Below are 21,827 nucleotides of genomic sequence, written 5' to 3'. Positions count from 1 at the left end.
TCACTTCCGGATGTCGGGTACGAGCGCGGCCGCCGTACGGGCGTCGAGCGCACCCTTCCACAGCCCCGCGCCGTAGGCGAGGTCGTCGAGGCGCTTGTAGAGCAGGTACCGGACGGGATCGAGCCCGCCGCTCTCGCGGTGCGTCTTCCAGTCCCAGATGCCTTCGGCCACAGCACAAGCCAGAACCGCCCGCCGAACCTTGCGGGAGAACACCGCTGCGACGACCGTGACCGGCCAGTAGTGCCGGCACACCGCCGACGCCACCTGCCACAGACCACCGGCGAATCCCTGGGCGGTGAGCAGCGCGGCGATGCGGTCGGGCCGGTCGAGTCCGGAGAACATCCGCCGCAACCGCACGAAGGTGACCACCTGGGTCAGCACCGCTGCGATCACCCCGACGCGGGTGAAGGTCGCGATCGCGACGCACGCGAGGAGCGTCCAGATCGACATCACCATCGGTGGGACGGAACCCGGATGCCGCTCGGCGAGCGGAGCCGCACCGGTTCCGTAGAATGCCTTGCGCGTCAACCACGTCCGGAAGCGGGTGCGATGGTCGTGCGCGACCCGCGAGATGGGCTCGTACCGCAACCGCCACCCCGAGGTCTGCAGTCGCCGGCACAGATCGACGTCCTCGGCCACGTGCATCGTCTCGTCGAAACCACCGCAGGCGACGAGCGCGTCGCGACGGACGAGCAGCGCCGCGCTCGGCACGTACGAGACGGGACCACCCGCGACCACAGCGGATTCCCGGCTGCCGAGGTCGAGCGACGAGCGTGCGTGCTCATACTTCGCGAGCGCGCTGCTGTCGGGTTCGAGGGCCACGATGCGCGGCGCGACGAGTGCGACCGCAGGATCGGTGAAGTGCCCCAGTGATCGTTCGAGCCAGCCCAGCTGCGGCACCACATCGGAATCGAGGAAGGCGACGAATTCCGTTGCCACCTGCTGCAATCCGGTGTTGCGGGCCGCCGCCGGCCCGCGTGCGGTCTCGTGCCGGATCACCCGGACGCGACCACGTTCCGGCGCCTCGACCGGTTTCTCGGAACCGTCGTCGACGACCACGACCTCGTGCCCTTCGACAGCGGCGAGCAGACGGGCGAGGCCGGACGGATTGTCCTTGACCGGGACGACGACGGTGACGGCGGAACTCGGCGGCAGCTTCGTCGGCCGGGGGTTTCCGATGCCCGAGTCGAGCAGGCGTCGCGCGACCGCGGCGCTCTGCGCGTCCACCACCTCGACGAAGTCCTCGTCGATCATCGCTACGGCGGCGGGGGCAAGTGTGAGCATGCGCGTGGGCGATCCTCCGACGAGGACGCGTCCTCCGGCGAAGCTGCGCACCCGCGCGTCGATGCGCACACCGAAACCGTCGGGGAGCCGGGTCGCCGAGGGCTGCGCCGCCTCCGGGGACGTCGCCTGTGGAGTGATCGCCCGACTCACCGAAGCCTTCCTTCCGTTCCCGGCTGCCACCGGACGACCTGTGCACTCGCCCGCTCGACCAGACTCGCGAACAGGCGCGCGCCGAGTTCTGCGGTGGCCTCGGTGGGGTCTCCCAGCACTCCGTTCGCGGACACCGAGACGATACCGGCTTCGCGCAGTCGTGGCATCAGTGCTCCGATCGGTTCCGTTGCGCCGACCGCGGCCCGCGTCATGTCGACCGCCCCGGGCGCCAGGTGCAGCAGCAGACTCGTCTCGGTGACACCGGCGTGGGCATCGGATCCGGGCACCGCGCACGGAAGCCAGGCAGCGTCGCGGCCTTCGTATCGCAGGAGGCTCACCGCCTCGATCAGCGGATAGGCGTTGCCGCCGTGCCCGTTGACGAAGACGACCCGCTTCGCCCATCGGCACACCGACCTGCCGTATTCGACGATCAGCGCCTTCGTCACCTCGGCTCCGATCGAGACGGTGCCGGCGAAACCTTCGTGTTCCCCGCTGGCTCCGTAGGGCAGGGGTGGCGCGAGGACCACCTCGGGCAGCTCGGCGGCGACAGCAGTCGCGATCCGGGTGTCGGTGTCGAGGGGAAGGTGTGGGCCGTGTTGTTCGAACGCACCGATCGGGACGGCCACCGTCACCCGGTCGGGTTCGATGTCCGTCCAACAGGCGTCGGCGAGCTCCCGCATCACCGCTCCGATGCTAAGGGTTTCGCGGGCGTGCACGAAACCCGGAGGTCTCGGTGGGTCCGCCCGGACGCCGAGATCCGGTCGGTACGCTTTCCCGGTGCTGATCGAACCTCGTCCGCTGGACGATCCGGACGTACAGGACCTCATCGGCGAGGTCCAGCTCGAATACGTGCGGAGGTACGGCGGACCCGACGACACCGAACTGGCGCTGCACGAATTCGACCCTCCGCGCGGGGTGTTCCTCCTGGCGGTGGCCGACGGGGTTCCGGCCGGGATCGGCGGCTGGCGTGCACCGGAGCATGCTCATCGAGGGGTGCGCGACGGTGATGCCGAGATCAAGCGGATGTACGTGCGGGCGAGCATGCGGCGCCGCGGTGTGGCGGAACGGGTGCTGGGTGCGCTGGAGCGGACGGCGACCGATGCCGGTCGCCGTCGCATGATTCTCGAGACGGGCAGCGAGCAACCCGAGGCGATCGCGTTGTACGCGAAGGCCGGGTACCTACCGATGACGGAGCGCTTCGGGCTCTACGCGGAATCACCGACGGCGATGTACTACTGCAAGGAACTGCCCCCGATCCGTCTGGCGACCGACGACGACTTGCCGGTGCTGCAGGAGATCGAACGCGCTGCGGGTAAGCCCTTCGCCGAGATCGGGATGGAGTTCGTCGCCGACGACGATCCTCCGTCCGTCGAGGAGTTGCGCGCCCACCGGGACGCGGGTCGCTGCTGGGCGTGGTTCGACGAGCACGGACGAGCGGTCGCGTATCTCGTGGCCGACATCGTCGACGACGGCGTTCACATCGAGCAGGTGTCGGTGCATCCCGATCACGCGCGTCGCGGGATCGGCCGCAAGCTGATCGACCATGTCGCGGGGTGGGCTCGGGACGCCGGGTTCGGATCGCTGACGCTGACCACCTACCGCGACGTGCCGTGGAACGGCCCGTACTACGCGCGTCTCGGCTTCCGCACGGTCGCGGACGATGCCCTCTCCCCTGGTTTCACCCGGATCCGCGTGGAGGAACGGAAGCACGGCCTCGACCGTTGGCCGCGCATCGTCATGCGCCGCGGGCTGAAGACGTAAGAGCCAGGTCCCTGGCGGCCCGATCCCCCTCGGTGATCGCGGCGTGCAGACGGCGTGGCGTCACCGCGTCGCCCACACGGATCACTCTCGTGCCGGATGCCGAAAGCTCCTGCCACAGCTCGTCGACGGGATCCTGATGGGTGGCGACGACGACCGCGTCCACCGCGAGCGTCGCCGGTTCGCCGGTCGCGTGGTGGATCAGGGTGACCTCGGCGCCGTCCGGCAGGTCCACGACACCGCCGACGGCGACGCCGGTGAGTCGCCCGATCCGCTTGTCGTGGGCGCGGCGCAACCAGCCGTCGAGCTCGAGCGTCAGGCCGAGGTCCTGGCCCACGAGCATTCCCGGCGTGCACACCGTCACCGCACTCCCCCGGTCGGCCAGTAGTTCGGCGACCGAGGTCGCCTGGTGGAAACCGAGATCGTCGACGACGAGGACGCGGCCGGAGGGTGCGGCGCGACCGGTGAGCACGTCGCGCACGTCGCTCACCCGCGCCGACGAACCCGCCCAGGCGGGCCGGTGTGGGCGCGCACCCGTCGCGACGACCACGACGTCGGGCGCGAGCGCGTGCAGCGTCGCGGCATCGGCGGTCACACCGGTACGCACCTCCACTCCCCTGCGGCGGCACTCGGCGTCGAGGTGGGTCACCGCACCGAGCAGTTCGGCACGGTGCGGGGCTGCAGCCGCCTCACGGATCTGGCCGCCGGTGCACCGGTTCCGTTCGAGCAAGGTGACCGAATGTCCTTCTCCGGCAGCCGTTACCGCCGCCTGCAAGCCCGCGGGTCCGCCGCCGACGATGACGACCCGGTGCGGTACGGCGGGCGCGGCAGGAGCGTCGGATTCGTACCCGGCCTGGGGATTGACCGCGCACGCGATGGGACGGTTGAGCCCGACCCGTCCGATGCATTCCTGATTGCAGCCGATGCACGGCCGAATCTCGTCGTCGCGTCCGGAGAGGGTCTTGTTCGCGAACTCCGGGTCGGCGATCTGCGCGCGCACGGCGCCGACCAGATCGCATACTCCGTCGGCGAGCGCGGCACCGATCTGTTCGGGTCGGGTGAAGCGCCCGACCCCGACGACCGGCAGCGACACCGCCGCCCGGATCGCGTCGGGGACGAACAGGGAATAACCGTGCGGGGTGGACATCGGCGCTTCGACCAGATGCAACGTCTCGGTCGCGACGCCCACGGACGTGTTGAGGTAGTCGACGTCGCCGCTCGCCTCGAGCATCCGCGCGACCTGCACGGCGTCGTCGATACCGACACCGCCGTCGGTGCCGTCGTGACCCGTCAGTCGCACGCCCACGACACGGTCGCGCCCGACGGCCGCCCGTACCGCGGACACGACCTCGAGCAGCAGACGGGCCCGCCCGGCGAGATCCCCGCCGTAGCGGTCCGTGCGACGGTTCGTCGCGGATGCGAGAAAAGCGCGCAGGACGGATGCCTGGGAGCACTGGATCTCGACACCGTCGAAGCCGCCCTCGGCACAGCGGCGGGCGACGTCGGCGTAGCCCGCGACGAGTTCGGCGATGTCGGATTCCGTCATCACGCGTGGGACCTCGCGGAAGAGCGGGTCGGGCTCGGGGCTCGGCGCCCACAGCGGTTGCCCCGTGTACATCGAGGTGCCCTGCGCGCCGTTGTGGTTGAGCTGCGCGAGGATCCGCGTGCCGTGTCGGTGGACGGCGTCGGTGAGGCGGCGGTAACCGGGGACGATGTCCGGGTCCCAGCCCCGGATCAGTTTCTCGTAGGGCCGGTCCGAGGGGTGCACGGTGTGCTCCTCGGTGACGATCATCGACGCGCCGCCGCGTGCTCTGGCGTCGTAGTACGCGATGTGACGGTCGGTGACGGTGCCGTCGACCGAGAAGTTGGTCAGGTGCGCCGGGAAGACGATGCGGTTGCGCAGGCTGACCGGACCGATCCGCAACGACGCGTGCGGAACGGTGCCGGTCGCCGTGCGCGTCACCGTCAGACCTTCGAGTTGCCCTGGTCGATGGCCATCTGGCTGCCGGTGATCGTGGAGGCCCGATCGCTCGCGAGGAACAACACGGTCTCCGAGATGTCGTCGGGGTCGGCCGCAGGCTTCTCGGTGAGGATGGGGACGAAGTTCGGTCCCCACGACGGGTTCTTCTCGAACAGCTTCAGGACGCTGACGTCGGTGCCCATCGGGGTGTTCACGCCGTAGGGGTGGATGGAGTTGACCCGGATACGGTACGGGCCGAGTTCCTTCGCCGCTGCCTGCGTGATACCGACGAGGCCGAATTTCGCTGCCGCGTAGTTGATCTGGCCTGGCATCGCCTTGAGGCCCGCCACCGAGCTGACGACGATGATCGATCCGCCGTTACCGGCCTCGATCATCGCGGGGGCAGCGGCCTTGAGGGTCTTGAAGACACCGGTGAGGTTTATGTCGATCAGCTCTTCGAACTGGTCGTCGGGCATTTCCCAGAAGCGGTTCCAGCTGCAGATGCCGGCATTGGCGACCACCACGTCGAGTCGCCCGAACTGGGCGACGCCCTCGTCGACGACGGCCTTCAGTGCGGCACTGTCGCGCACGTCCGCGACACGGGCGAGGATCTTCCCGCCGGCCTCCTCCACGAGGCGGACCGTCTCGTGGAAGTCGTCCTCGGTGGCCTGCTCGTAGGTCACGTACTCCGATACCGGGGCCGCGATGTCGACGCCGATGACGGACGCGCCCTCGCGCGCGAACCGGATGGCGTGGTTGCGGCCCTGCCCGCGCGCGATCCCGGTGATGAAGACGACCTTGCCGTCGAAATCTCCCATGTCGGCCCTTCCGTAGACCCAAATTAGAACGCGTTTCAGTGTGCCCCACGTTACAGCGCCGTGGCCACCCGGTATCCCTCTCGGACGGCCTCGCGCACGGTCCTCGGGGCCACCTGGTCGCCGATCGACCGCGATCCCGGCCACTCGGACACTTCTGCCGGTAACGGGGGTGCGCAGTCGACCAGGACAGCGTCCGCCACCGGCCTGGATTCCCCGGACACCCGGTCGACGAGCACGACGCCGTCGGCATCGACCGAACCGACCCGGCACCCGAGATGTCTCGCCACGCCCGCCCGCTGCATGCAGACGTCGAAGGCGACGAGGTCCCCCGTCGGCGCAAGTCGTGATCCGGCGACCGGGTCACCCGTCGCATAGTGGACCTCCGCGCCGCGCTCCACGAGACGGTCGACGACGGCACTCGCCACCGGACCACCCGTCGGATCCCACACGACCATCCGGGACGCAGGCGGCCGAATCCCCGACAGCACCTCCGCGGCGGTCGCGTACCGCTCGGGCTCGGTCACCGGAAAGGAGGGTGGACGTGGAAGCCCGCCGGTGGCCTGCACGACCTCCGTACCCGCGGCGAGCGCACTCTCGATGTCGGCAGCGCTCACTTCCGTGCCGGTACGGATGTCGACGCCGGACTCCAGGCACTGCTGTTCGAGCCAGTCGACGAGCGCAGCGAAGTCGGGCCGGCCACCGCGCGAGACGGCGGCGATCGTCCCACCGACTCGTTCGTCCGCCTCGACCAGGACGACACGGTGACCGCGCGTCGCTGCCACGCGCGCTGTTTCCAGACCGGCGGGTCCGGCACCCACCACGAGTACGTCGCGTGCGGAGTCCACTGATCCGGGAGAGTTCCGTGTCTCGTCGCCGGCCTGCGGGTTCGCGATGCACCCCACGATCGGGTTGTGGAAGTCGTCGACGAGGCACGCCTGGTTGCAGCGCACGCAGGGACGCGGCCGACGACCGCGACGGACGGCGACGACGAGGTCGGGGTCGGCGATCTGCGCGCGGGTCATCTCGACCAGGTCACACGCACCGTCGGAGAGGGCCCGCTGCGCGTGGCCGGCGTCGACGATGCTGCCCTGCAGAGCGATCGGGACCGATCCGGAGATCTCGTCCCGGATGCGGCGGCACAGGTCGTCGTTGAATCCGGCGGGGACATGTGCGTCGGGCCGATACGACTCGGGTGAGAACAATCCACCCCGCACCACGGTGAGCAGGTCGACCGATGATGCGATCGCGTGGACGTATCCGGCGGCGATGTCGGGTGTGATGCCCGCCCACGGCGCGTTCTCGTCGCACGAGAGTCTCAGTGCAACAATGTGATCCGAGCCGATTCGCGCGCGAACGGCGGCGATCGCCTCACGCAACAGCCGCAGGCGTTCGGTGCCGTATGCGTCGTCGCGACGGTTGGTCAGCCCGGAGAGGAACTGCCTCAGCAGCGAGGTCGGTCCGGCGTCGAGTTCCACTCCGTCGAGACCCGCTTCCGCGGCGACGACGGCAGCACGGGCGAAGGACTCGACGAGCTCGGCGATTCCACGCTCGGTCGCCTCGGCAGGCAGTTCGCGTGTCACCGGATCCGGCACGCGCGAGGGTGCCCACAGCGGTGCCCGGGTCCACGCGCTCGAACCCTGCAGGCCGCGATGACCGAGGCCGGCGAGCACGAGTGTGCCATGCGGACGGCAGGCCTCGACGATCCGCCGGTAGCCGTCCCCGCAGTACTCGGCCAGCGGCGCGCGTTCGTAAGGGTGGTCGGACGGGTGCACCGACGCCGTCTCCGTGACGACGATCCCGCACCCACCCTGCGCACGTCGCGCGTAGTACGCGACGTGACGGTCCGAGAACGACCGGCCGTCACCGAGATTGGTGACGTGCGGACCGAAGATCACCCTCGACGAAGCGGTGCGTCCGGCGAGGGTGATCGGTTCGGTGAGCGCGGGGCTCATGTCGTCGGTTCGGTCAGATGCCGAGGTCGCGGCGGAAGCCGTCCGGCACGAAGACGTCGTCGGGCGTGAGCTCGTGGATCGAGTTCTTGCCCAGACCCATGAGGGCGGAACCGATTCCGCCGGAAAGGATGTCGAGGACGTTCTCCACGCCTGCCTGACCGTTCGCGGCCAGACCCCACAGGTACGCGCGGCCGATGAGCACGGCCCTGGCGCCGAGCGCGATCGCCTTGACGACGTCGCTGCCGCGGCGGATACCGCCGTCGAGCAGCACCTCGACGTCCTTGCCCACCGCTTCGGCGATCGCCGGCAGGGCCCGGATCGGCGCCGGGGTGCCGTCGAGGTTGTTGCCACCGTGGTTGGATACCGAGATGGCGGTGACCCCGGCGTCGACGGCGCGCTTGGCGTCGTCGACGCGCATGACGCCCTTGAGCATGAACGGTGCATCGCCCCACTGCTCACGCAGCCACGCGACGTCCTCCCAGGTGGGCAGGGGCGTGGTCATCCACTCGCCGTAGGCGCCGAAGAAGGTCGGGGCCTGGCCGTCCGGCGGTGTGAGGTTGGGGGTGGTCAGATCCGGCACGGCACCGGTCTTCGCCCATTCGAGGAGCCACTTGGGCCGGGTGATGCCCTCGGGGGCGAACTTGACCATCGCCTCGAGGTTCATCCGCTCCGGGATGGCGGGGCTGCCCCAGTCTCGACCGTTGGAGAACGACCAGTCCAGGGTCATGATCAGGCCCTTCGCGCCCGCAGCGCGGGCACGTTCCATGCGTTGGATCAGCGTGTCGCGGCTGCCGACCCAGTACATCTGGAAGAAGGTCTTGTCGTTGACCGCCGCGACTTCCTCGATGGACTTGCTCGCGAACGACGACAGACCCATCGCGGTGCCGCGGGCGGCGGCCGCGCGGGCCACGGCGACCTCACCGTCCGGGTGCACGGCCTGCACACCGGTCGGCGAGATCATCACGGGCAGGGACACATCCTGTCCCATGATGGTCGTAGACATCTCCCGCTTGTCCGACAGTCCCGCGACGTGCGGGGCGAACCCGAGTTCGCGGAAGGCGGTGGTGTTGTCGTCGGCCGTGATGCCGGCCTCGGATCCGGCGACGAGTGCGCCGTAGACGGACTTGGGCAGGCGTTTACGGGCGCGCTGCTGTGCGATTGCGACGGTCTCGAACCATGGGTCCTGGGCCCACGGATTCTTCAACCAGGAAGGCTTGGCCATCGTCGGTCGTCTCCTCGGAAGGTCTAGAGCCCTGCGAGCGGATTCTCGTCGCAGAACTTGGCGGGGGGCTTGGTGAGCAGGGTCAGCGGTACCGGTGCGGCCGGGGTGCGCCGTTCGGCGCGCTTGCCGGTGCGCGAGTGGTCGACGCTCGACTGCGGCACGGTGCGCTCGGCTTCGAGCGCGGACTGCCCGTAGCCCTGCACGCACTCGGGATCGGGTCCGTCCATCGGCAGGCCGGTGAAGAACTTCGCGGCCATACAGCCGCCGCGGCACGCGTCGAAGAAGTTGCACGAGCCGCACGCACCGGCGGACTGCGGTTCGCGCAGTTCGCGGAACAGCTCGGAGTTCTTCCACACCGACGCGAAACCACCGTCGGTGAGGATGTTTCCGGCGTGGAAGTTCTCGTGGATCGCGAACGGGCACGCGTAGACGTCGCCGACCGGGTCGATCAGGCACACCACGCGTCCCGCACCGCACAGGTTCAGTCCGGGCAGCGAGCCGCCGCCCTCGCCGCCGAAGGCGGACAGGTGGAAGAACGAGTCGCCGGTGAGCACGCCCTCGCCGTGGGCGACGAGCCAGTCGTAGAGCTGCCGCTGCTGCTCGTGGGTGGGATGCAGGTCGTCCCACACGTCCACGGCGCGGCCGGACGGGCGCAGTCGCGTGATGCGCAGGGTCGCGCCGTAACGGTCGGCGAGAGCCTTGAATTCGTCGAGCTGGTCGACATTCTGGCGGGTGACGACGACGGAGATCTTCGCGTCGCGGAAGCCCGCCTCGGACAGGTTCTCCAGGGCACGCACGGCCATCGCGAACGAACCCGGCCCGCGCACGGCGTCGTTGACCTCGGCGGTGGCGCCGTCGAGGGAGATCTGCACGTCGACATAGTCGGAGGCGGCCAGCCGGGCGGCGACCTTCTTGTCGATGCGCACACCGTTGGTCGAGAACTTCACGCCCACCTGGTGTTCGGTGGCGTAGTCGACGAGTTCCCAGAAATCGGATCGCACGGTGGGTTCGCCGCCGCCGATGTTGACGTAGAAGACCTGCATGCGCTGCAGTTCGTCGATGATCGCCTTGCACTGTTCGGTCGACAGTTCACGCGGGTCGCGCTTGCCCGACGAGGACAGGCAGTGCACACATGAGAGGTTGCAGGCGTAGGTGAGCTCCCAGGTCAGGCAGATCGGGGCGTCGAGGCCCTTCTCGAACTGGTCGACGAGGCGACCGACCTTCGGTGGGGCGGAGGTTGTGGGCGGTTCGAGCAGCGAGGTCATGGGCTGGTCCTTACAGACGTCAGACAGGAACGATCATGTGCGAATCGGCCAGGGTGCACAGGGCACGCACGTAGGGCCGCTCGGCGTTCTCGTCGATCCCGTGCGCTCGCAACGCGTCTCGCACCGACCCGTGGTCGCCGAGGGATCGGACGACGTCGACGATGACGGTGTTCTTCAGGAACGACAACTTGCGGGTGCCGAAGTGGTAGAGCAACGCCCCGAACGGCTCGGGGCGAAGCGCTACCTGCGGGTGGAGCCGCCAGCCGGCACCCGGATCGAACATCTCGGTGTCCGTTGCTGTCTCGGTGTCCATTGCCAGGGGGGACACGTCGGTGGCTCCGGGCGCGGTCATGTCAGTACACGCCGCACATGCCGTCGATGGAGACCTCTTCGACGAGGGACTCTTCGATCAGATCGGATTCGATCACGGCGTTGTCACGATCGGACATGTTTCCTCCTCGGTTTCTTCTCCTGGATCGGAGCCGGTCGTCACAGTGGGACTTGCGCTGTGAGACGGTTCACCACTGTAATGGCATCGAGTGCAGAATGTCACGCCTTCGGGAGGAAGAATGACGCGTAGTCGCGGGAAACCGTCCGCTCGGATAGGTCGCCGCCCGTCCACCACGAAGGAGGAACTCGCCGCAATCGGCATCGAGCTGTTCATGGAGGCGGGCTTCGACGAGACGAGCATCGACGACATCGCCGAGGCGGCCGACATCGCGCGACGCACCTTCTTCCGCTACTTCCCGTCGAAGAACGAGGTGGCCTGGGGAAACTTCGACGAACACCTCGCCGGCATGCGCGCGAGCCTCGAAACGATCCCCGAAGACGTTCCGCTCTCGGAAGCGCTGACCACCGCCCTGCACGACTTCAACACCTTCCCCGACAGTGAGGCCGAACGACACCGCGCGCGGATGGGTCTCATCCTGCACACGCCCGCGCTGCAGGGCTATTCGTCGGTGATGTACCAGGGCTGGAGACGTGTCGTCGCCGAGTTCGTCGCCCGTCGCATCGGGGCCGATCCCGACGACCACATCCCCCGCACCGTCGGCTATCTGCTGCTCGGTGTCGCGATCTCCGCCTACGAGGCGTGGCTCGACGAACCCGGATCGGATCTGCACGACTTACTGGCCACCGGGATGGGGACACTGACGGCCGGTCTCGACTACAGTGACCCGCACTCCCCTTCCACACCGCCCCCTTCCACACCTCCGAAAAAGGTTGCGAAACAATGACCCTGCTCGATTCGCTCGCTCCCTGCAGCCCGGGCCGGTGGACACACGATCACGTGACGGTCGAACGCGTACCCGCCGGGCCGCTGAACGTCCGGCGCGAGGACGACCGACTCCACGTCACGCATTCCCTCACGGCCGAGCAGATCAGCGAGCGACTCGTCGCCGAGGTCACCGCCTCGATCCAGGACATCGAGTTCGGTCAGGACGAGTTCGAGCTGACGATGGTGGGACTCGTCCGCTCCACGGTGCCCGGCGCCCTCGACTCGTGGGTCACCTACTACCGCAACTCGCTCGGCGAACTGCTCGACGGTACAGCCGATTTCGCGCCCATCCATAATCGGGCCGCTGAACTCGTGCGTGGGAGCGTGCTCGACCTGGGGTCGTGTTTCGGCTTCCTGCCGCTGCGGCTCGCCGCCGCCGGCACCACCGTCACCGCCACCGACATCCTGCCCGGCACGATGCGCCTGCTCGATGCGGTCGCACCGCGGCTCGGGCTGCACGTCGACACGCTCGTGTGCGACGCGGCGAACGTCCCGGTGCCCGACGGCAGCGCCGACACAGTCACCGCGATCCACCTGCTCGAGCACGTCGACGACGCCCTCGGTGCCACGATCCTCGCCGAGGCGCTGCGGATCGCCCGGCAGCGGGTGGTGGTCGCGGTGCCGTTCGAGGACGAGGCGACGGCCTGCCACGGACACGTGCGCACCTTCGACCTGCCCGCACTCGAGGAACTGGGCCGCAGTACGGGGCGTCCCTTCGAGGTGTTCGAACACCACGGTGGGTGGCTCGTCATCGGGTGATCCACCCGGGCCATCCGCCTGCCCGCCCATCCGTTTCCCGTCCGGCGACGAATACCCGGTGTGGACGGAAGGAGGTGGCGTGATGGACCACATCGTCGAGAGCCACTTCGGCTGGACGACTCGTCGCGTCGTCCTTCCCCGCCCCGGCGCATCGCGGGACATGTCGTGCGGAGTGGTGACGGACTGTCGGCCGCTCCCCGAGCGACCGGACGTGCGGCTGCTCGTCTTCCACGACGATGCGGACGACTCCGACTACGACGCCGTGGCGATCGGAAAGACCGAGGGCGCGAACGACATTCCGGTACTGACCACCGTCGAGGAGTGTCTGCTCGTCACCGCGACCCGGCCCGGTTCCGGTCCCGCGATCGTGCTCGCCGCGCCGCCGGGTGAGGACGAGGGCCGACGGGTCCGGGAGATCACCCGGCAGCTTCTCCGAGGCGGACCGCTACTGCGCCTGATCCTGTATACCGGCGCACTGTCGGTACTCGTGCCATTGCATTCGCCTGCTCCGACCGGACGCTGACGCGGTGTGGACGTCGGGTCCGTACCCGCCAGTCCCCCGTCGCCGTATCTGCGGACGCGGCCACGCTCGTCGCGGACACCGAACGCGAAACCGTTGGCCGTCGCCGCGTGGCTCGACGACTGGGGTGCGGCCTACAGCAGCAAGCTCACCGCGCAGAGCTGAGCCGCGGAAGGGGCCAGGCGGTCAGATCAGCCCCTGCTTGCTGGCGGCGTAGACCGCCTCGGCCCGGCGGCTCACCCCGAGCTTGCGCATGATGTTGCTGACGTGAAACTTCACGGTGGTGGCCGAGATGAAAAGCTGCTCACCGATCTTCACGTTCGACATGCCGGCGGCGAGAAGCTTCAGCACCTCGAGTTCGCGGCCGGTCAACTGTTCGGCGGATGTGCCCTGCCCGTTGAGCGAACGCACGACCGCCGCCGCGCTGCGCGAGTCGAATGCGCTCTCACCGCGAGAGACCGCCCGGATGGCGCGCACCAGTTCGGTGGTGTCGACGTCCTTGACGACGTAACCACGCGCGCCCGCGTGCACCGCCCGCACGACGAGTTGTTCGTCGAGGAAGGTGGTGAGCACGAGCAGACCGATGCCCGGGTGCGCCGAGGACAGCCGCCCGCACAATCCCAGTCCCTCGAAGTCCGACCCGGCCGAGAGCTTGAGATCGAGCAGCACGATGTCGGGGCGCATGCGGTCGACGAGCGCGAGCGCCTCCACGTCCGTCGAGGCCTCCCCCACCACTTCGAGATCCGGTTCGCGATCGAGGATCGAGCGGAGTCCCTGACGGAGGATCGCGTGGTCGTCGACGAGTGCGATGCGCACCGTGCCGGGCCGCGCCCGCGGGGTCATCCGAGGCGGCGTGACGGTCATGACGGTTCTCCCACCTGTTGAGCTACAGCATTGTCCTGCAACGGGATACGGGCCGCGATTCGCACTCCACCGAACCGGGAACGACGCACCTCGAGGGTGCCACCGAGTTCGCGGGCGCGGGCCTGCATGTTCGCGAGACCGCGATGGCTCCCGTCGAGGTCGTTGGCGGCGAGTCGCAGCATCACCCGCAGACGCGCCGGGTCGCCGTCGCCGTCGTCAGCGACCGACAGCAGGACCGCATCGCGTCCATAACTGAGCCGCAGCACCACGCGACTCGCGTTGGCGTGCACCGCCGCGTTGAACAACGCTTCGCCGGCGATCCGGAGCAGGGCGTGCTCGGCCTCGCCGCTCAACTCGACCGGTGTGCCACCCATTCTCGTCTTGACCTCGAGTTCGCCCGGCATGTGGGCCACGCTGAGCTGTTCGAGCATCTCCGGCAACGACATCCGTTCGGAATCGGACGGCCGGTTCAGCGCGTAGATCGCGGATCGCAACTGCTCGACGGCACCGCGGGTGAGTTCCTTGGCGAGGTCGAGTCGTTCGCTGCGTTCGGCGTCGGGAATGTCGCTGCGGCACACCTCGATCTGCATGCCCGCCGAGAGCACGGCCTGCGTGACGCTGTCGTGGAGCTCGCGCGCGATGCGGTGGCGTTCCTCGTCGAGCGCCTGGTTCCGGTGGGCGACGCCCAGCTGCCGCTGCGTGAGAGCGAGTTTCTTCAGGGTCGCTTCGAGTTCCTCGTTGCGTGCCTGCAGATCGGCGGCGGAGCGGTTCGCTTCGCGGTAGGCCTGCTCGGCGCGTTCGAGCAGGAGTTGTCCGCGTTGGTAGAGCGCGGAGTTCTGCAGCGCGACCGCGGTCTGGCTGGCGAGGATCGACAGAACGGCGCGGTCGGTGGTGTCGAGGACGCGGCGGTCCGGCGTCCACGCGGCGATGGCACCGGCGACTCCCCCGTCCAGGACGATGGGCACGAACGCGTGGTGGTTCTCGACCAGCTCGCGACGTTCGACGGCACCGGTACGCACGGCGTCGAGCAGGGCCACGACCTCGTCGGGCAGGGGCGGTCCCTCGACGTTGTCGACGAGGAAGGGAGTGGCGTCGGGGCCGAGCACGAGTCTGCGCGGCCCGGCATCGGGAAGGACACCATCGGCGAGGGCGAAGGCAACCCACGTCGCGCTCAGGTGCGCGCGAGCGGCTTCGGCGACGGCGCAGATAAGCGTCTCGGGCCCCTCGACCGTGCGCACCAATGCCCGGGAGATCAGTTCGAGTGCGTGGACGACGCGTTCGAGCCGTTCGGCGGCGCCGCGGTACTGCGGATAGAAGGTCGACTTCCCGGAGCGGAGTCCGGTCAGTGCCGACAGGTCGGGAGCACTCACAGCGCCGTCCGGAACAACTCGATCATCTGGTCGCGGGTCGCGGTGCGCGGATTCGTCGACATGCACGCGTCGCGCAGTGCTCCCTCGGCGAGTCGCGGCAGGTCTTCCTCCCGCACGCCGAGTTGGCGCAGTCCGCGCGGCACACCCACCTGACGGGCGAGGGCGTCGATGCGCGACGCGACGGCATCGACGGCCTCGGGCGCGGCACCGCGCGCCTCCTCCAGACCGAGGGTCGCGGCGACCTGGACGAACGGCTCGGGATCGTCGGCACCGTTGAACCGGATGACGTGCGGCAGCAGCACGCCGTTGATGACCCCGTGCGGCAGGTCGAGCAGACCGCCGACCTGATGGCTCATCGCGTGGGCTGCACCGAGGATCGCGTTGGTGAACGCGAGTCCGGCCTCGAGACTGGCCTGGGCCATGGTGGCGCGAGCGGGCATGTAGGTCGGGTCGTCGATCGTGCGCACGAGCGTGCCGGTGACCATGCCGACCGCCCGCAGTGCGTGATGGTCGGTGAGGGGGTTGTGGGCGCGGGAGACGAACGCCTCGATGCCGTGGGTGAGGGCGTCGAGTCCGGTGGCGGCGTTGAGGTCGTCGGGCATGGTGGTGAGGAGTCGCGGATCGATCACCGTGAGGTCGGGGACGAGCGACCGGCCGATGATGGTGATCTTGCTGCCGCGCGCGGTGTCGGTGACCACGCAGAACTGGGAGACGTCGGCTCCCGTCCCGGACGTCGACGGCACCATGACCATCGGCGGGATGGGCAACGGCGCTCGGTCGACGCCCTCGTAGTCGAGGATGTTGCCGCCGTTGGCGGCGAGGATCGCGACGCCCTTCGCGGCGTCGATCACCGAGCCACCGCCCAGCGCGACGAGGACGTCGCAGCCCCGCGACCGGTACACCTCGTGGCCGGTCGCGACCTCGTGGTCCTTCGGATTGGGGGTGAGACCGGCCCACACGGTGGCGTCGACCCCCTGATCACGCAGGTGCTGCAGGAGTTCGTCGACCCAGCCGGCTTCGATCAGTCCCGGGTCGGTGACGAGCATGGGGCGGACACCGCCGAGCCGGACGGCGGCGTGGGCCGCTTCGACGAGCGAGCCCTCCCCGAAGACGATCTCGGGGGCGTGGAACTTGACCAGGGCCGGCCCCGAAGCGGGGTGGTCGTCCCGAGGGGGCGCGGAAGCACGGGGATGGGTCGTGTTCTGGTGTCCCGGCATGACGACGGCCACTGTTCACTCCTGACGATCCGCACGATCCGCGCACCTGTGTGATCCATCTTACGGTGCGCGGGTTGTCGGGCGGAGCGGGCACGGGACGCACCGGACCGATGGTGAGGTCGGCACCTATTCGACAGGGTAGGTCACGGGCGTCGATCCGCGCTCGACGGATATAGGGCGCCGATCGTCACTGCCCGCCGGTATCACCCATCACGGCGCCCTCGCGTCGGGGGTCGGCGCCACCGATCCATCCCTCCCCCTGACGCAGCAGCGCGCTCAGTCCACTGGACTGCGGGGCGACGGACACCTCGTGGCCCCTGTCGCGGAGCTGCTGCACGAGTGGATCGTTCGCTCCGTCGTCGGCACCGTCGATCGCCGGATGCTCGCCGCCGACCCCTGTGACGGGGGTGTTCGCAGCGCCGAACGACACGGCCGAGACGGCCTGCTGCGGGTCGAGTCCCCAGTCGAGAGTGTTCACGAGTGTCTTGACGACGAACTGGATGATCACCGAGCCGCCCGGCGACCCGACCACCATCCGGATGTCGCCGCGACCGCCGTCGGAGGTGCGATCGAAGACGAGCGTCGGGGCCATCGAGCTGCGCGGCCGCTTGCCGGGTTCGACGCGGTTGGCGACGGGCAGTCCCTCCTCGTCGACCGGTTCGGCCGAGAAGTCCGTGAGCTGATTGTTGAGGAGGACGCCGTCGGTCATGTGGAACGAGCCGAAGGCCGACTCGATGGTGGTCGTCATGGATGCGACGTTGCCGTAGCTGTCCGCGACCGAGATGTGGCTGGTGCCGTGTTCGGGGCTCTGCGGCGGCAGGCCGAGCGGGACCGGACCGAAGTCGCCGGGCTGCGCCTCGCCCATGCTCTTGCCGGGGTCGATCAGCCCTGCGCGTTCGGACAGGTAGTCCGGGTTCACCAGGGTCTCGAGCGAGCCACCCGGCAGGGGCACGAAATCGGCGTCGGCGACGTACTTGTCGCGATCGGCGTAGGCGAGTCGTTCGGCTTCGGAGATCAGGTGCACCGCATCCGCGTCGGGGACGCCACCGTCGGCATCGACATCACCCGGCGGCAGCGACGCGAGGTCGAAGTTCTCGAGGATGCCGAGCGTCGCCGCGACCGCCATGCCACCCGAGGACGGGTTGGGCATCCCGCAGATCTCGTACTCGCGGTAGGGGGTGCACAGCGGTTGCCGTTCCTTCGCCTCGTAGACGGCGAGATCGTCGAGGGTCATCGTTCCGGGTGTACGCCCGCCCGAATCGGTGCCGGTGGACTCGACGATGCCGGCCGCGATGTCACCGGTGTAGAAGGCGTCGGCGCCGTCGGTGGCGATCGCCGAGAGCGTCTTGGACATCGCCGGATTCGTGAGGATCTCACCTTCGGGCTTGGGCGAGCCGTCGGCCTGCAGGAAGTAGGCGCGGGCCTCGTCGTCGACGGCGAGCTGCTCGGCGGAATCGGCGATCGACTGCGCCAGACGGTCGCTGATCACGATGCCCTGATCGGCGAGATCGATCGCGGGGCGGAACAATTCGCCCCAGGCGGCACTCCCGTGCTTCGCGTGGACGGTTTCGAGCATCCGCACGACGCCGGGCACGCCGATCGAGCGGCCGCTCGCACGCGCGTCGGGGCGGGGTTCGGTGCGATCGGTGTCGCTGATCCAGCGCAGATAGTTCTCGGTCGCGGACATCGGTGCCGTCTCGCGGCCGTCGTATGCCTTCACCTCACCGGACTCGGCGTCGTAGTACACCAGGAACGCTCCGCCGCCGATACCCGACGACTGGGGTTCGACCAGACCGAGGACCATCTGGGCGGCGACGAGTGCGTCGGCCGCGGTCCCGCCGTCGCGCAGGACCTCGCATGCCGCCTCGGTGGATGCGGGATTGGCCGTCGACACGGCGAAGGAGGAGGTGGTCACCGCGGTCATGCCGGCGCGGTAACCGGTCGCGATCTCGGGGTTCGTGGAGATGTCGCGATCCCCGGTCTCCGTCGCCGGCTGCGTCTCGGCGATCGGGGTGCCGTTGGGTTCGGCGGTGCAGGTCGCGGCTGCCGCGGTCTCCTGCACGTCAGCCGTACCGCCCGACTCCATATCGCCCGCTTCCGTATCGCCCGACGCGGACGTACACGCGCCGAGGAGGGTGATCGAGACGGCCGCGGCGAAGGCCGCGCGGACACCGGACCGGGCTCTCGAGGGCAGGACCATTCACTGACCGTAGCCGGGCACGTGAGTGCCCGTAGGGAATTCGACCGCGATCCGTTTGCGCACGCGCGACGCCCAGCGCCGGCCCGTCCACCTGAAGCCCGCACGGCTGGAGATGCTGACCTCCTGGATCGACCGCTACCGGTTGGTGAAGGAACAGCAGTTCCGCGGTCTCGACGCCGTCGCGCAGTGGCTCGGCCCGCGCGGCCTGGAGATGAAGATCGAGGAGTACGACCTCCGCACCGGCGGTTCGTACCGCTACGAACACTCCGACGACAGCGGCAGCTACCGCTTCGCGAGTGTCTTCCACACCGTCCGCGAGAACGAGTTCATCGTCCAGACCTTCGAATATCTCGGGTTCCCTGATGTGGTGAGCCTCGAGACGCTCACCTTCGTCGACCTCGGGAACGTCCCTGCAAGCTGGTCGGCCATTCCGTGTACCCGAGACAGGAGGCCCGCGACGGCATGGCGGAAGCGGGTATGGAGACCGGCCTGACCGAGGGTTTCGAACGACTCGAGGAACTGCTTGCCGGGTCCGCGACGCGGTGAGCGCCGTTCACCGCAGGGCGTGGCCGAGTTCGGCGGCGCGCGCGAGCAGTTGCGCGCCGTCGCGGGCGACGACCACCTCGTCGCACAGTTCGGCGTAGCCGGGCATCGCGCAGGTCGCCTGCGTCCAGTACCGCTCGGGTTCGGGCGTGATCCACGCGAGGCGGTGCACGCGGCGACGGAGTTCCTCGAGCCGATCGGTGCGCGGGGGCAGGCCGTTGCAGCGCCCGTCCCCCACGACCAGCACCGACGTCCGGCCGTCGATCGATCCGGAGTGCTCGGTGAGCAGTTCGTCGAACATCCTTCCGTAGTCGCTGCTCGCCTCGAGATCGACGGCAGGATGGGCGAGTACGGCGGCCAGGGCACCGTCACCGCCGGCGGCGAGCAACTGTGTCGTCACGTCCACCGGACGATCGACGAAGGCGACCACCCGGCACCGGTGCGCCCGCCCGTGCATCGCCTGGGCGAGCCGGAGCGTGAACGCGGTGATCGGGCGGACCGACAGCGAGACGTCGGCGAGGACGAGCAGCCGCACCCGGTCGGGGCGGGGCGCGCGGACGACGAGCCGGAACGGCACACCGTCGGTCCGCATCCCCGCCCGGGCGGTCCTGCGCATGTCGAGCCGTCCGCGGGTCCGCTCACGCGGATGGGGCCGGACCGGTCCGCGCATGCGGCGCAGCACCTCGTGGCACGCGAGCTCGATCTCGGCGCGATCGATGCCGGCGGCGTCGTGCGATTCGGGCGCCTCGACACCCTCGGCGCCCGGCACCGCGGCGGCGAGTGAGGCGACGAACGCCTCGACCGCGTCCACGAGTCGCGCGAGTTGCGATGCGGAGAGGGGTTCGTCGAGGACCTCTCCCCCGTAGGTGCGGTGCGGGTCGTAGGCGTCGAGCCACGCGAGGATCGACGCCGGGTCGTCCCACGACAGCGATCCGACGACCGCGGCACCCGGTTCACCGGACAGATCACCCACCGTCGTGGTCGCCGCATTCTCGACGTCGACGGTGTAGGTGACGCCGCGACGGCCCGAGTCCGCACCCGTGTCCACCGACAGATCGGCATCGGACGACGTCATCGACACATCGTCGTCGTCCTTGTGCGGGTTGAACCCCTTGCGGGCCTCCGGGGTGTCGAAGTGGTCGCCGACCTCGGCTGCGCGGTCGTTGTACTCGGCGTAGCGCGCGATGCTCGGGTCGTCGCCGATCTCGAGCGCCGCCGGCAGGGATTCGGCGAACTGCGCCCGGGCGGGACCGCCGCCGCTCGCGGCGACGGCGGCGTCGACCGCACCGAACAACTCGTCGAAAGCGCGCTCGAAACCGGCCCGCTCGTGCGGGTACTTGGCGCACACCGCCCGCAGGCACGAGCGCAGTGAATCCCGCTCGCGGACGGAGACCAGGTCGAGCACCCGGCGCACCTCGATGCTCTCGGCCGGTGACGCCGCGACACCGTGGCGTCGCAGGAGCAGGCCGAACACCGCCGCTACCACGTCGAGCACGTAGCGGGGGCGACGCTCGTCGAGCGCGGTCACCTGTGCGACCCGGGATGCGTGCATTGCGGGGTCACCCCCGCAGTCCGCTGCCCGCGGCGTCGCGACCGCCACCACCGCGTCCCCGGAAGACGGCCGTCGTGGTGTTCGCCGGGCGCGATGCGACCGTCACGCGTTCACGCGACGAAACAGATTCGTTCACAACAGCTTCGGGCGCACTCGCTTCGGGTGCGATCGGTTCGGACACCGCGGCTGCCGGTGCCGCACCGCCGAGCCGGGTCTTCGCGAGGTCGACGTCGCCGGTGTACTTGAGCAGCGTCGCCAGCAGCACGTCGCGCATGCCGCCCAGCGAATCCGGGTCGTCGGCGTCGTGTCCCATCACCGTCGCCGCACGTGCGGCGTCGATGACCTCCGAGATCGAGGGACTCTTGCGCAGCGGCAGATCGCGCAGGGTCCGGGACAGGTCGACGATCTGGTGAGCCGTTCCCGGGCGCACGTCCGGCACCCGCGCGGTGACGATCTCGCGTTCACGCTCGGGTGTCGGGTATCCGACGTGGTAGTGCAGGCAGCGACGCTTGAGCGCGGGTGACAACTCGCGAGTGTCGTTGGAGGTCAGGATCACCCACGGTGTGGACCGGGCCGTGAACGTGCCGACCTCGGGGATCGTCACCTGCCGTTCGGCGAGCACCTCGAGCAACAGTGCCTCCATGGATTCCTCGGTGCGGTCCACCTCGTCGACGAGCAGGACCACCGGCTCCTCCGAGAGCACGGCCTCGAGCAGCGGACGGACCGACAGGAAGGTCTCCGAGTACAGTCCGAAGTCCTGCTGCGCGAGGAACTTCGACGCGTCCGCGAGGTCGGCGCGACCGGCGAGCAGTTCGCCGATGCGGTCGCGCAGCATCTGCACGTGCAGCAGCTGTTTGGCGTAGTCCCACTCGTAGAGGGCGCGGCTGTCGTCGAGCCCTTCGTAGCACTGCAGTCGAACCAGTTTCCGGCCGCCGACCGCGGCGAGCGCCTTGGCCAGTTCGGTCTTGCCGACCCCGGCGGGGCCTTCGAGCAGTAGGGGCCGCTCGAGTGCGGTGGCGAGGTGCACGACGGTCGCGAACTCGTCGTCGGCGATGTAGTCGTGCCGGCGCAGCGCATCCTTCAACTCGGCGCCCGAGGCGAACGGGGTCATCCGGGG

The 21,827-nt window shown here is 69.3% G+C and carries 21 protein-coding genes and 1 pseudogene; 7 read left to right on the top strand and 15 right to left on the bottom strand.

Features of this window, described 5'->3' with window-relative positions:
* Together mftF and mftE are read right to left on the bottom strand one after the other, a co-directional pair.
* Positions 1-1,434, bottom strand: a complete 1,434-nt coding sequence (gene mftF / locus NVV99_RS19755) for a mycofactocin biosynthesis glycosyltransferase MftF (RefSeq protein WP_024101643.1) — start codon at positions 1,432-1,434, stop codon at positions 1-3.
* Positions 1,431-2,114 (bottom strand): mycofactocin biosynthesis peptidyl-dipeptidase MftE, encoded by a 684-nt coding sequence (gene mftE, locus NVV99_RS19750; RefSeq protein ID WP_024101644.1) that lies wholly within the window; start codon positions 2,112-2,114, stop codon positions 1,431-1,433. The genes mftF and mftE overlap by 4 nt, the downstream gene beginning before the upstream one ends.
* 97 nt (positions 2,115-2,211) lie before the next feature.
* On the opposite strand from mftE, the gene NVV99_RS19745 reads away from it, so the two are divergent.
* Positions 2,212-3,195, top strand: coding sequence for a GNAT family N-acetyltransferase (locus tag NVV99_RS19745; protein WP_080678483.1), 984 nt, complete (start codon positions 2,212-2,214; stop codon positions 3,193-3,195).
* Here NVV99_RS19745 and NVV99_RS19740 read toward each other — a convergent pair.
* The 7 genes from NVV99_RS19740 to mftA are packed head-to-tail and all read right to left on the bottom strand — an operon-like array spanning position 3,170 to position 10,858.
* Entirely contained in the window at positions 3,170-5,155 is a 1,986-nt protein-coding gene (locus tag NVV99_RS19740; protein ID WP_024101646.1) for a mycofactocin system FadH/OYE family oxidoreductase 2, read from the bottom strand. The two genes, NVV99_RS19745 and NVV99_RS19740, sit on opposite strands and share 26 nt — an antisense overlap.
* A 2-nt stretch (positions 5,156-5,157) precedes the next feature.
* Positions 5,158-5,970, bottom strand: a complete 813-nt coding sequence (locus tag NVV99_RS19735) for a mycofactocin-coupled SDR family oxidoreductase (protein ID WP_024101647.1) — start codon at positions 5,968-5,970, stop codon at positions 5,158-5,160.
* 50 nt (positions 5,971-6,020) lie between these two features.
* Positions 6,021-7,922, bottom strand: a complete 1,902-nt coding sequence (locus NVV99_RS19730; protein WP_041803425.1) for a mycofactocin system FadH/OYE family oxidoreductase 1 — start codon at positions 7,920-7,922, stop codon at positions 6,021-6,023.
* Positions 7,923-7,935: 13 nt separating this feature from the next.
* Entirely contained in the window at positions 7,936-9,144 is a 1,209-nt protein-coding gene (gene mftD, locus NVV99_RS19725) for a pre-mycofactocin synthase MftD (protein WP_006553543.1), read from the bottom strand.
* Positions 9,145-9,167: 23 nt separating this feature from the next.
* On the bottom strand, positions 9,168-10,409 hold the full coding sequence (gene mftC, locus NVV99_RS19720; RefSeq protein ID WP_019291268.1) for a mycofactocin radical SAM maturase: 1,242 nt from the start codon (positions 10,407-10,409) through the stop codon (positions 9,168-9,170).
* A gap of 19 nt (positions 10,410-10,428) precedes the next feature.
* Positions 10,429-10,722 carry a mycofactocin biosynthesis chaperone MftB gene (mftB, locus tag NVV99_RS19715; protein WP_024101648.1) on the bottom strand — a complete coding sequence of 98 codons (294 nt, stop codon included), beginning with the start codon at positions 10,720-10,722 and terminating at the stop codon, positions 10,429-10,431.
* A 40-nt stretch (positions 10,723-10,762) separates the two neighbouring features.
* Positions 10,763-10,858, bottom strand: a complete 96-nt coding sequence (gene mftA, locus NVV99_RS19710) for a mycofactocin precursor MftA (protein WP_006553546.1) — start codon at positions 10,856-10,858, stop codon at positions 10,763-10,765.
* Positions 10,859-10,978: 120 nt separating this feature from the next.
* Here mftA and mftR point away from each other — a divergent pair, with 120 nt between their 5' ends.
* The 4 genes from mftR to NVV99_RS19690 all read left to right on the top strand — a co-directional run bounded on the left by mftR (position 10,979) and on the right by NVV99_RS19690 (position 13,129).
* Positions 10,979-11,644 (top strand): mycofactocin system transcriptional regulator, encoded by a 666-nt coding sequence (gene mftR / locus NVV99_RS19705; protein ID WP_019291266.1) that lies wholly within the window; start codon positions 10,979-10,981, stop codon positions 11,642-11,644.
* Entirely contained in the window at positions 11,641-12,444 is an 804-nt protein-coding gene (gene mftM / locus NVV99_RS19700) for a mycofactocin oligosaccharide methyltransferase MftM (RefSeq protein ID WP_006553548.1), read from the top strand. The genes mftR and mftM overlap by 4 nt, the downstream gene beginning before the upstream one ends.
* 82 nt (positions 12,445-12,526) lie before the next feature.
* The gene (locus NVV99_RS19695) at positions 12,527-12,967 is read left to right on the top strand and encodes a hypothetical protein (protein WP_024101649.1); all 441 of its coding nucleotides are present in this window, start codon (positions 12,527-12,529) and stop codon (positions 12,965-12,967) included.
* A gap of 6 nt (positions 12,968-12,973) precedes the next feature.
* Complete coding sequence (locus NVV99_RS19690) at positions 12,974-13,129, top strand: hypothetical protein (RefSeq protein WP_024101650.1); 156 nt, start codon at positions 12,974-12,976, stop codon at positions 13,127-13,129.
* A 21-nt stretch (positions 13,130-13,150) separates the two neighbouring features.
* Here NVV99_RS19690 and NVV99_RS19685 read toward each other — a convergent pair whose 3' ends face one another.
* From NVV99_RS19685 to ggt, 4 genes are all read right to left on the bottom strand, one after another.
* Positions 13,151-13,828 carry a response regulator transcription factor gene (locus tag NVV99_RS19685; RefSeq protein ID WP_006553550.1) on the bottom strand — a complete coding sequence of 226 codons (678 nt, stop codon included), beginning with the start codon at positions 13,826-13,828 and terminating at the stop codon, positions 13,151-13,153.
* Positions 13,825-15,198, bottom strand: a complete 1,374-nt coding sequence (locus tag NVV99_RS19680) for a GAF domain-containing sensor histidine kinase (RefSeq protein ID WP_024101651.1) — start codon at positions 15,196-15,198, stop codon at positions 13,825-13,827. The genes NVV99_RS19685 and NVV99_RS19680 overlap by 4 nt, the downstream gene beginning before the upstream one ends.
* Positions 15,195-16,415 carry an iron-containing alcohol dehydrogenase gene (locus NVV99_RS19675; RefSeq protein ID WP_197483219.1) on the bottom strand — a complete coding sequence of 407 codons (1,221 nt, stop codon included), beginning with the start codon at positions 16,413-16,415 and terminating at the stop codon, positions 15,195-15,197. The genes NVV99_RS19680 and NVV99_RS19675 overlap by 4 nt, the downstream gene beginning before the upstream one ends.
* A gap of 187 nt (positions 16,416-16,602) precedes the next feature.
* On the bottom strand, positions 16,603-18,615 hold the full coding sequence (gene ggt, locus NVV99_RS19670) for a gamma-glutamyltransferase (RefSeq protein ID WP_024101653.1): 2,013 nt from the start codon (positions 18,613-18,615) through the stop codon (positions 16,603-16,605).
* A 58-nt stretch (positions 18,616-18,673) separates the two neighbouring features.
* Here ggt and NVV99_RS19665 point away from each other — a divergent pair.
* A pseudogene (locus tag NVV99_RS19665) lies at positions 18,674-18,796 on the top strand (transcriptional regulator); the annotation flags it as partial.
* A 30-nt stretch (positions 18,797-18,826) separates the two neighbouring features.
* Positions 18,827-19,108 carry an SRPBCC domain-containing protein gene (locus tag NVV99_RS19660; RefSeq protein ID WP_230811011.1) on the top strand — a complete coding sequence of 94 codons (282 nt, stop codon included), beginning with the start codon at positions 18,827-18,829 and terminating at the stop codon, positions 19,106-19,108.
* 60 nt (positions 19,109-19,168) lie between these two features.
* On the opposite strand, the gene NVV99_RS19655 is transcribed toward NVV99_RS19660, so the two are convergent.
* Together NVV99_RS19655 and NVV99_RS19650 are read right to left on the bottom strand one after the other, a co-directional pair.
* On the bottom strand, positions 19,169-20,710 hold the full coding sequence (locus NVV99_RS19655; RefSeq protein WP_051424930.1) for a VWA domain-containing protein: 1,542 nt from the start codon (positions 20,708-20,710) through the stop codon (positions 19,169-19,171).
* 7 nt (positions 20,711-20,717) lie between these two features.
* Complete coding sequence (locus NVV99_RS19650) at positions 20,718-21,821, bottom strand: MoxR family ATPase (RefSeq protein WP_006553556.1); 1,104 nt, start codon at positions 21,819-21,821, stop codon at positions 20,718-20,720.
* Positions 21,822-21,827 lie beyond the last annotated feature (6 nt).

The sequence above is a fragment of the Rhodococcus sp. PAE-6 genome (genome assembly GCF_025290685.1).
Taxonomy (GTDB): Bacteria; Actinomycetota; Actinomycetes; order Mycobacteriales; family Mycobacteriaceae; genus Rhodococcus; species Rhodococcus pyridinivorans.
Note: the sequence above shows the minus strand (reverse complement) of the source record. Positions and strands in the feature narration are given on the sequence as shown.

Excerpts from the sequence above, each read along its gene's own strand:
- mftE (WP_024101644.1), bottom strand. The coding sequence starts at position 2,114 with ATGCGGGAGCTCGCCGACGCCTGTTGGACGGACATCGAACCCGACCGG.
- NVV99_RS19735 (WP_024101647.1), bottom strand. The coding sequence starts at position 5,970 with ATGGGAGATTTCGACGGCAAGGTCGTCTTCATCACCGGGATCGCGCGC.
- NVV99_RS19730 (WP_041803425.1), bottom strand. The coding sequence starts at position 7,922 with ATGAGCCCCGCGCTCACCGAACCGATCACCCTCGCCGGACGCACCGCT.
- mftD (WP_006553543.1), bottom strand. The coding sequence starts at position 9,144 with ATGGCCAAGCCTTCCTGGTTGAAGAATCCGTGGGCCCAGGACCCATGG.
- mftC (WP_019291268.1), bottom strand. The coding sequence starts at position 10,409 with ATGACCTCGCTGCTCGAACCGCCCACAACCTCCGCCCCACCGAAGGTC.
- mftB (WP_024101648.1), bottom strand. The coding sequence starts at position 10,722 with ATGGACACCGAGACAGCAACGGACACCGAGATGTTCGATCCGGGTGCC.
- mftA (WP_006553546.1), bottom strand. The coding sequence starts at position 10,858 with ATGTCCGATCGTGACAACGCCGTGATCGAATCCGATCTGATCGAAGAG.
- mftR (WP_019291266.1), top strand. The coding sequence starts at position 10,979 with ATGACGCGTAGTCGCGGGAAACCGTCCGCTCGGATAGGTCGCCGCCCG.
- mftM (WP_006553548.1), top strand. The coding sequence starts at position 11,641 with ATGACCCTGCTCGATTCGCTCGCTCCCTGCAGCCCGGGCCGGTGGACA.
- NVV99_RS19695 (WP_024101649.1), top strand. The coding sequence starts at position 12,527 with ATGGACCACATCGTCGAGAGCCACTTCGGCTGGACGACTCGTCGCGTC.
- NVV99_RS19685 (WP_006553550.1), bottom strand. The coding sequence starts at position 13,828 with ATGACCGTCACGCCGCCTCGGATGACCCCGCGGGCGCGGCCCGGCACG.
- NVV99_RS19675 (WP_197483219.1), bottom strand. The coding sequence starts at position 16,415 with ATGCCGGGACACCAGAACACGACCCATCCCCGTGCTTCCGCGCCCCCT.
- ggt (WP_024101653.1), bottom strand. The coding sequence starts at position 18,615 with ATGGTCCTGCCCTCGAGAGCCCGGTCCGGTGTCCGCGCGGCCTTCGCC.
- NVV99_RS19660 (WP_230811011.1), top strand. The coding sequence starts at position 18,827 with ATGAAGATCGAGGAGTACGACCTCCGCACCGGCGGTTCGTACCGCTAC.
- NVV99_RS19655 (WP_051424930.1), bottom strand. The coding sequence starts at position 20,710 with ATGCACGCATCCCGGGTCGCACAGGTGACCGCGCTCGACGAGCGTCGC.
- NVV99_RS19650 (WP_006553556.1), bottom strand. The coding sequence starts at position 21,821 with ATGACCCCGTTCGCCTCGGGCGCCGAGTTGAAGGATGCGCTGCGCCGG.